At 60.5% G+C, this 9,437-nt stretch carries 3 protein-coding genes; 1 reads left to right on the top strand and 2 read right to left on the bottom strand.

Features of this window, described 5'->3' with window-relative positions:
• On the top strand, positions 1-5,891 hold a 5,891-nt coding region (locus PMI24_RS23545; RefSeq protein WP_007958424.1), incomplete at its 5' end, for an Ig-like domain-containing protein.
• 194 nt (positions 5,892-6,085) lie between these two features.
• Here the strand turns inward: PMI24_RS23545 and PMI24_RS23540 are convergent.
• Complete coding sequence (locus PMI24_RS23540; protein WP_007958422.1) at positions 6,086-6,463, bottom strand: DUF6124 family protein; 378 nt, start codon at positions 6,461-6,463, stop codon at positions 6,086-6,088.
• Positions 6,464-6,955: 492 nt separating this feature from the next.
• On the bottom strand, positions 6,956-9,358 hold the full coding sequence (locus PMI24_RS28600; protein WP_007958415.1) for an Ig-like domain-containing protein: 2,403 nt from the start codon (positions 9,356-9,358) through the stop codon (positions 6,956-6,958).
• Between the last annotated feature and the right edge of the window lie 79 nt (positions 9,359-9,437).

Below are 9,437 nucleotides of genomic sequence, written 5' to 3'. Positions count from 1 at the left end.
GCGATACCAGCACCGCCAACCTCGTCCTGCAGATCCACAACAACGACGATCCGGTGATCATCAACGGCCTCGACGTGAATGGCGGTGAGCTCACCGTCTATGAAAAAAACCTCGGCGACGGCAGCAGCCCCGATGCTCCAGCGCTGACCCAAAGCGGCACCTTTACCATCACCGCACTGGACGGCGTCACCACACTGACCATTGGCGGCATCGCTGTAGTCACAAATGGCGTGGCGGCAGGCTTCCCGCAATCAACCGTTACTCCGTTGGGCAGCACACTGACCATCACCGGTTTCAACGCTGCAACCGGCGTCGTCAGCTACAGCTACACCCTGGTCGACAACGAAGCGCACCCAACCGCCAACGGTGCCAACGTACTCAACGAGCAATTCGCCGTGACCGTGGTCGATGACAACGGCACCACCGCCAATGCCACGCTGGACGTGAACATCGTCGACGACCTGCCAAAAGGCGTGGACGACAGCAACGCCGGTACTGCTTCGGAAACCAATCTCACACTGAGCGGCAACGTCCTGACCAACGACGTGCAAGGCGCCGACCGTGTACCGACCGGCCCGAATGCCGGCCCGATCACGGCGGGCACTTTCACCGGGACTTACGGGACTTTGGTGCTGAACGCCAACGGCACTTACACCTACACGCTCAACACCAACGATGCAGACTTCAAAAACCTGCACGGCGGCGGCAACGGCACTGAAACCTTCACCTACACCATCACCGATGCCGACGGCGATACCAGCACCGCCAACCTGGTGCTGAACATCCACAACAACGACGACCAGGTGTACCTCAACGGCCTCGACGTCAACGGTGGCGAGCTGACCGTCTACGAGAAAAACCTCAGCGACGGCACCAGCCCCAACACCCCGGCACTGACCCAAAGCGGCACCTTCACGGTGACAGCGCTCGACGGTCTGCAAACCCTGACCGTGGGCGGCATTGCCGTGATCACCAACGGTGTCGCGGCAGGCTTCCCGCAATCGACCGTCACTCCGCTGGGCAGCACGCTGACCATTACCGGATACGACCCGGTCACCGGTGTGGTCAGCTACAGCTACACCCTGGTGGATAACGAAACCCATCCAACCGCCAACGGTGCCAACAGCATCACCGAGAACTTCAACGTGGTGGCGACCGACACCGATGGCAGCACCGCCACCGGGCAGATCAACGTCAACATCATCGACGACCTGCCGACCGCCAAACCCGACGCGACGTCGGTGCAGGAGGGCGGCACCGTCAGCGGCAACGTGCTGGACAACGACATCGGCGGTGCCGACGGCCCGGCTGCCAGTGGCGCGGTAGTGGGGGTGCGCGCCGGCTCCGACACCTCGACTTCGGCCATCGGCGGCCTCAACAGCAACATCAACGGCACTTACGGCTACCTGACCCTCGACGCCAACGGCAACGCGGTCTATCACAGCAACCCGAATGCTGTGAGCGGCCCGGGTGCGGTGGACGTGTTCGTGTACACCGTGCGTGATTCCGACGGTGACGAAAGCACCACCACCATCACCATCGACGTGTCCAACAGCAAACTGTGCGCGGTCAGCGACACCGACGTCACCGTGTACGAAAAAGCCCTCGACCTGACCAAGGACGGGCAAGACCTGGCCCCTGGCACGGTCACCGGCAGCGATCCGACCAGCACCGGGGAAACCGCGTCCGGCACTTTGGTCGGCTCGGTCACCGGCGCGGTCGGTGCGATCAGCTATGCGCTGGTCGGCAGCGCCACCGGCAACTACGGGCAGATCGTGCTCAACCCCAACGGCACGTACACCTACACCCTGACCTCACCGGCCAGTACCACCCCGCACGCCGATGACGGCGCCAACACCCTGACCGAAACCTTCACCTACCAGGCCACCGATTCGCTGGGCAACGTCGTCACCAGCACCATCGTGGTCAGCATCGTCGATGACGTGCCGAAGGCGATCAACGACAGCAACGCCAGCACCGCGTCGGAAACCCAGTTGACCCTCAACGGCAACGTGCTGACCAACGACGTGCAAGGCGCCGACGTGGTGGCGACCGGCCCGAATGCCGGCCCGATCACCCCCGGCACCTTCACCGGTACTTACGGCACCCTGGTGCTGAACGCCAACGGCACGTACACCTACACGCTGAACACCAACGATGCAGACTTCAAAAACCTGCACGGCGGTGGCAATGGCACCGAGACCTTCACCTACACCCTGACCGATGCCGACGGCGACACCAGCACCGCCAACCTGGTGCTGAACATCCACAACAACGATGATCCGGTGGTCCTCAACGGCCTCGACGTGAATGGCGGCGAACTCACCGTCTATGAGAAAAACCTCAGCGACGGCACCAGCCCCAACACTCCGGCGCTGACCCAGAGCGGCACTTTCACCGTCACCGCGCTCGACGGTCTACAAACCCTGACCGTGGGCGGCATTGCCGTGATGACCAACGGCGTGGCGGCCGGCTTCCCGCAATCGACCGTCACCCCGCTGGGCAGTACGCTGACCATCACCGGTTACAACCCGACCACCGGCGTGGTGAGTTACAGCTACACCCTGGTGGATAACGAAACCCACCCCAACGCCAACGGCGCCAACAGCATCACCGAGAACTTCAACGTGGTGGCGACGGACACCGATGGCAGCACGGCGACCGGGCAAATCAACGTCAACATCGTCGACGACCTGCCGACCGCCAAACCCGACACTGGCTCGGTGGCAGAGGGCGGCACGGTCAACATCAGCGTGCTGGGCAATGACATCAGCGGCGCGGATGGCGCGGCGATCGTGGTCGGCGTGCGCGCCGGCAGCAACACCGCGACCTCGGCCATCGGCGGTCTCAACAGCAACATCAACGGCAACTTTGGTTACCTGACCCTTGATGCGGCCGGCAACGCGGTCTATCACAGCAACCCGAACTCGGTGAGCCCGCCGGGCGCCACCGACACCTTCACCTACACCATCCGCGACAGTGACGGCGACGAAAGCACCACCACCATCACCGTCAACGTCGCCGACAGCAAACTCGTGGCCTCGACCGATCAGGACGTGACCGTCTACGAAAAAGCCCTCGACCTGGCCAAGGACGGGCAAGACCTGGCCCCCGGCACGGTCACCGGCAGCGACCCGAGCAACACCGGCGAAACCGCGAGCGGCACGCTGGTCGGTTCGGTCAGCGGCGGCAGCGGGGCGATCACCTACACCCTGGTCGGCAGCGCTACCGGCACTTACGGCCAGATCCAGCTCAACGCCGACGGCACCTACACCTACACCCTGACCTCGGCGCCGAAAACCACGCCGAACGCCAACGACGGGCCGAACACCCTGAGCGAAAGCTTCACCTACAAAGCCACCGATGCGCTGGGCAACAGCACCACCAGCACCATCGTGGTCAACATCGTCGACGACGTGCCAAAAGCGGTGGCGTCGGATCGTTCGGTGGCGGCGGTGGAGATCGACTCCAACATCCTCATCGTCCTCGACATCTCCGGCAGCATGGCCGACGCCTCCGGCGTACCGGGCCTGTCGCGGCTGGAACTGGCCAAGCAGGCGATCAGCGCCTTGCTCGACAAGTACGACGATCTGGGTGATGTGAAAGTGCAACTCGTCACCTTCAGCAGCAACGCCACTGACCGCACTTCGGTGTGGGTCGATGTCGCCACGGCCAAGACGATACTGGCCGGCCTCAGCGCGGGCGGCGGCACCAACTACGACGCGGCCGTGGCGACCATGTACAACGCGTTCAACACCTCGGGCAAACTCACCGGGGCGCAGAACGTCGGCTACTTCTTCTCCGACGGCAAACCCAACGAGGGTGACATCGGCACCGCCGACGAAGCGACACTCAAGGCGTTCCTCGATGCCAACAACATCAAGAACTACGCGATCGGCCTGGGCAGCGGCGTGAGCAACGCCAACCTCGATCCGCTGGCGTACGACGGCATCACGCACACCAACACCAACGCGGTGGTGGTCACTGATCTCAACCAGCTCAACTCGGTGCTGTCCGGCACTGTGCAGGGCGCGCCGGTCACCGGTTCGCTGCTGGGCGAGGGCGGCACGTTCGGCGCCGATGGCGGGTTCATCAAATCCATCGTGGTCGACGGCACCACCTACACCTATGACCCGAAAGCCAACGGTGGCCAGGGCTCATTGGTCGCCAGCGGCGGCGCCAACCACGGCACGTTCAACACGGTGAACAACACCCTGAGCATCGCCACCAACAACAGCGGCACCCTGGTGGTCAACCTCGACACCGGCGACTACAGCTACACCTCGCAGAAAACCACCGCCGTAGTGATCACCGAGAACATCGGCTTCACCCTCAGCGACAACGATGGCGATCTCGCCAGCTCGACGCTGACCGTGAAAGTGATCCCCAACGCGCCTCCGGTGGCGGTGGACGACCACATCATCACCAACGTGCTGTCGGGCAACATCGTGGTGCCGGGCGAGCTGTTGCTGGCCAACGACACCGACCCGAACGGCGATACGCTTAACGCCACGCCGACCTCGTTCAACACCGGCTGGATCTCCAAGTCGGCAGACTTCACCGGCACCGGCGCGATCAGCTTCACCGGCACCAACGCCAACACCGCCGCCAACCAGAACCTGGCCAACGTGCGTAACTCGTTCAGCGCCAACGCCGCGACCATGACCGCCGTGCTGGTGGTCAGCGGCTACCTCGGCGCGGTGACCAACACCAACGCCAACGATGAAGACCGCATCACCGTCAACCTGCGCCAGGGCGAAACCCTCAACCTGGACCACAACCTGGCGGCCGGTCACATCACCATGGAGTACTCGATCAACGGCGGCGCCTACATCGCCCTCGCGGACGGCCAGACCTTGACCGCGACGTCCGACGGCGTCTACCAGATCCACATCACCAACATCACCAATACCACGGGCAGCAACGCCAACGCGGCGGAGAACTACCAACTGACCATGACCCTCAACTACGCCGGGGCCCACGACATCACCCCGGACTACCACGGCACCTACACCGCCAACGACAACCATGGCGGCAGCGACACGGCGAACGTGACCATCAGCTATCAGGACGGCCACACCCTCACCGGCACCTCGGGCGATGACGTACTGGTGGCCGGCACCGGCGACAACATCATCAACGCCGGCGACGGCAACGATGTGCTCACCGCAGGCTCCGGCAACAACGAACTGCACGGTGGCGCCGGCAACGACTTGCTCTACAGCGGCCCGGGCAACGACCTGCTCGACGGTGGCACTGGCATCGACACCGCCAGCTACGCCCACGCGACCGCCGGGGTGACGGTCAACCTCGGCCTGCTCGGTGCGCAAAACACCATTGGCGCCGGGACAGACACCCTGACCGGCATCGAAAACCTCGTCGGTTCGAACTTCAACGACACCCTCACCGGCGACAACAATAACAACGTGATCAATGGCGGCCTGGGCAACGACATCCTCAACGGCGGTGGGGGTGATGACCTGCTGATCGGCGGGATGGGCAACAACACCCTGACCGGCGGGCCGGGCGCCGACACCTTCCAGTGGCTCAAGGGCAACAGCGGTCATGACCTCGTCACCGACTTCACCCCCGGCACCGACAAGCTCGACCTGTCGCAACTGCTGCAAGGTGAAAACGGCACGTCGGCGTCACTGGATGACTACCTGCACTTCACCGTCACCGGCAGCGGCGCCTCGGTCATGACCAGCATCGACGTCAGCGCCATGGCCGGCGCCACACCGAACCAGACCATCGACCTGGCCGGCGTCAACCTGGCCAGCCACTACGGTGTAACGCCGGGCGCGGGTGGGTTGATTGCCAGCGGGCACGACACGGCGACGATCATCAACGGCATGCTCAATGATCATTCGTTGAAGGTGGACACGGTCTGATCTGAACGCTGAAACGACAAAACCCGCCGCCCCGATCAAACGGGACGGCGGGTTTTTCTTTTCGCAGGCGACAGAGGCTCGATCGTTCCCACGCTCCGCGTGGGAATGCCTCAATGGACGCTCTGCGTCCGCTCTTTGGGACGCGGAGCGTCCCGGGCTGCATTCCCACGCAGAGCGTGGGAACGATCAGGCGATCAGGCTACAGCGGGCGCCTCAGCCTTCAACTCCAGATTATCCAGCACCCGATTCACCGCCAGCTCACCCAGCATGATCAACTGCGCAATCCCCAACAACACATGCCGATGCGACCCGTCCACTAGACCGGCGAAGTCATTGGCCATGGTCTTGGCCGAAGTCAGGGTTTCGCAGGCGTCGGCCAGCAGTTCTTCACTGTCGATACCGGGAGCGATGAGGTAGCGGGTGTTGGGTTTGAGCAGCGGTTTTCGGGGGAGGAGGGGATTGAGGTAGTGATCGAGGGCGCGCTCGGCGGCTTCGTGGAATGTCTTTGAATCGAGGGTTTCGTAGGGGGAAGTCGTATCGACTTCTGGCGGGTTTGGCGTGGGTTTGATCATGGATAAAGCCTCTAGAGTTGTGGAGGCGCCACGCTTCGCTGCTAAACGAAAGAGGTGGCGGCCGTACGCGGGTTAGCAGACCAGGACTCTAGAACCCGGCGCACCGAAGTGCCCCACGCAAAGCCGCCATAACGTGAACGGACAGGCGTGAGCCTGATCACGAACGAACGGCATTGTGCGTCTAGAGTTGATCCGGGCTGCTAAACCCGATCGCTGCTTTTCAGCGACCGCCAAACAATAGAACCCGCCCCCAAGGCGCACAAGCCGGCGGATTCTGGCGGATGCGTAGGCAAAGGCGCAAGGTTGCGTGGCTTTGAGGACACAAGCTTCAACGCTATTCAACAGCGGTTTTCGAAGGTGTGGAAACGACAAAACCCGCCGTCCCGGTTGAAGGGAAGGGCGGGTTTCGGGTATGGGACGGGTCAATGAATACGTCCGCTTTTAGTACTTTTTCGCATTGAACGGAAGCGGGCAATGCGTAAAGTTGTGCTTTCACCTAATCAGGCACCACGCACCGGCGAAGTCTGCATTTGGGTCCGCACAGTAAAGGCTGCGGTATTCGTGATGAAAAAAAGCTCTACTGTTGATGCCGCAAATTTGCTGGTCGCACAGCCAATAGTGTTTATAAATTGGCATCCATTGCCCGTACATCCAGATTATATTGTTGTACGCCGCGGCAGTAACTGGCGTTCCTCTTACCTGCGACATCCAATAGACTGCTGAATTGAAAGTCTGCGGGGTGTTATTGATAGCAAGCTGTGAAACATTTCTTACGCTAACGCTGTAAGCCACTACTTTTCCGGTTTTATCTTCCGCTTCGATGCGTGTGTCGCCGTCACTATTCCCGGTTACTTTTCCATCGGCATCGACAGACGCAATGTTAGAATTGAGGGACCTATATTTAATGGGGAGTTCACCACCTGTCGCGTTTCGCTTTTCGGTATTGCCGGGAGAGTCACGCAAGAGTGGGAATACATTGGTTTTCACGGTCAGACCAGTCAGCATCATCGTCTTTTGTTCTATTGCCAACTCCTCTGTAGTGTTGATCAGGTATTCACGTATTGGGAGAACGACTCTCGACGTCGGTTGACCATCATAATTTACGCTGACGATCATTTTCACAGTAGATTTATTCTGGAGTGTCTTGAACCATTCAAGCGGTGCATCGCGCTGAAGACCCGGCCCAGCGCCGAGTGGTTGATCTATCAAGTCTTGAAACACGACCGGTACACCATTTTTGTCGAATCCTTCATACTTCAACGATCCACTCTGATCGTCCTGTTGATGTGCCCACTCCTCCACCTGAGCCTTGGTACCTTGAGGTAGTTTCGGAATGTCCAGAGCACTCCCTGTTTCCATATTGATAGTCGGTACAGGCAACGCGGGGTCATAATCGGCAATTCTTTTCACCGAAGCATCCAATACTTGCGAGTCGTACAGCTTGCCATTGCGCCGCAATATATAACGTAACTTCAAATACTTACCCATGTTCGCCGCAAGACATGCGCTGTTCAACGGAAAGTTGGCCCGGCTGGCTGTATTCAACGGTTTGAAATCGAATACCGGCGAACCAGCCCCCAGCGCTCCTTCGACAATCAGTTTTACCTCGTCGCCCCCACGGAAACCGAGCACTTCCACCTGGCCGTTTGCACCTTTCAGGTTAGAAGGATTCAACGAGTCCAGAACCCCGGCCACTGACTTCTGAAGCCGTGGTCGCAGCAGATCCGGTCCCCCTTCACCCACCACACGTGCCATGGCCGCTACCGATTGGCCGATAGACGTGCCATTGCGCAGCACCGCATACACGCTCTTCACTGTGCTGCCGGCGATCACCTTGTCATTGTCTACCCACAGGATCACGACCTTTTTCTGTCCGAACTCGTCGGCTTCCACGACTCCCCTCAACGGCACCACGATATCGGGTTTACCTTCAGCGCTTGCCGTATAGGTTCCATCGATGACATCCCCCGCAAGCAGGCGCGGGTCGTTGGTCAGCACAATCACTTGCAGTTGGTTTTTTCCCAGCAGTTCCAGATCGATAATTTCAGACGGATCGTTCGGGTCGTTGGACCGCTCACGGTAGATCATCGCTGCAAAACGCTTGCCCGCCAGGTTCTCGTCGACGGTTTGCGAGGTTGACCACACGGCGTCGGGGTCGGGTGTATTGAGGTATTGATCAGTCGCTGTGTATGAAAAGTCCAGCGTGCCGCTCGGCCTGATGGCTTTGTCGAGGAATGCGCGATCCACGGTAAAGCACACGGTGGTCGGCGCCGCCGAGCCGGGATCCGGTGGTTGCGGTGCCTCATTGGCACCCACCTTGAAAGTGGCGATCTCCCCATTGCACTTGAGCGTGATCGTGTCGTAGGCCCGGCAATAGGGATAGGTGAAGCACACCTGTGCACTGACAAACCCTGGCCCGACGCCGTTCTTGATTTCGTCAGCCAGCGTCATACCGAGTTCGGAATGACCCACGATATCGGGTCGGACGTCTTTGAGGCCGGGTCGGATCATGTTGAAGAGCGCTTCCAGCATCGGTGTGGAAGATCCGACGTTTTGGCTGTTGCGGATAATGTCGTAGTACAGCTCGTTGACTCGGGCGTGGTTCAGTCGACCCACTGGAATACGCATTTCAATCGGGGCGTTCGGGTTGCCGACAAGCTTGCTGTCCAGAGGTGCCAACTCACCCTTGAGCATCAGCACGATGGTATCGGACGGATCTACCGTGCCTGCCTGTGGCGGATCGATTCGAACTCTCGCGCCCAGGCCGTCGGGGACCAGGTTGGAAATGGCAAGCGGGATACCGATATGCGCGCCGATAACTGGGATAGTGGCGCCCTGCACGAAAGGAGGTGCCAGCGCCAATGTGGTGTTTTGCGGTGAGTTAGGTGTAGCCATGTCGATGCTCCGGCGAGGTGGGGACGCAGGAGTTATCAAACACTGGCCAATTGGGAGTGTCACCTGTCAGATCTGACAG

The sequence above is a fragment of the Pseudomonas sp. GM25 genome, from assembly GCF_000282255.1.
Classification (GTDB): Bacteria; Pseudomonadota; Gammaproteobacteria; order Pseudomonadales; family Pseudomonadaceae; genus Aquipseudomonas; species Aquipseudomonas aphyarum.
This window is presented reverse-complemented; position numbering and strand designations above follow the sequence as displayed.

Bases quoted from the DNA above. Each gene is read 5' to 3' on its own strand.
- PMI24_RS23540 (WP_007958422.1), bottom strand. From the start codon at position 6,463: ATGATCAAACCCACGCCAAACCCGCCAGAAGTCGATACGACTTCCCCC.
- PMI24_RS28600 (WP_007958415.1), bottom strand. From the start codon at position 9,358: ATGGCTACACCTAACTCACCGCAAAACACCACATTGGCGCTGGCACCT.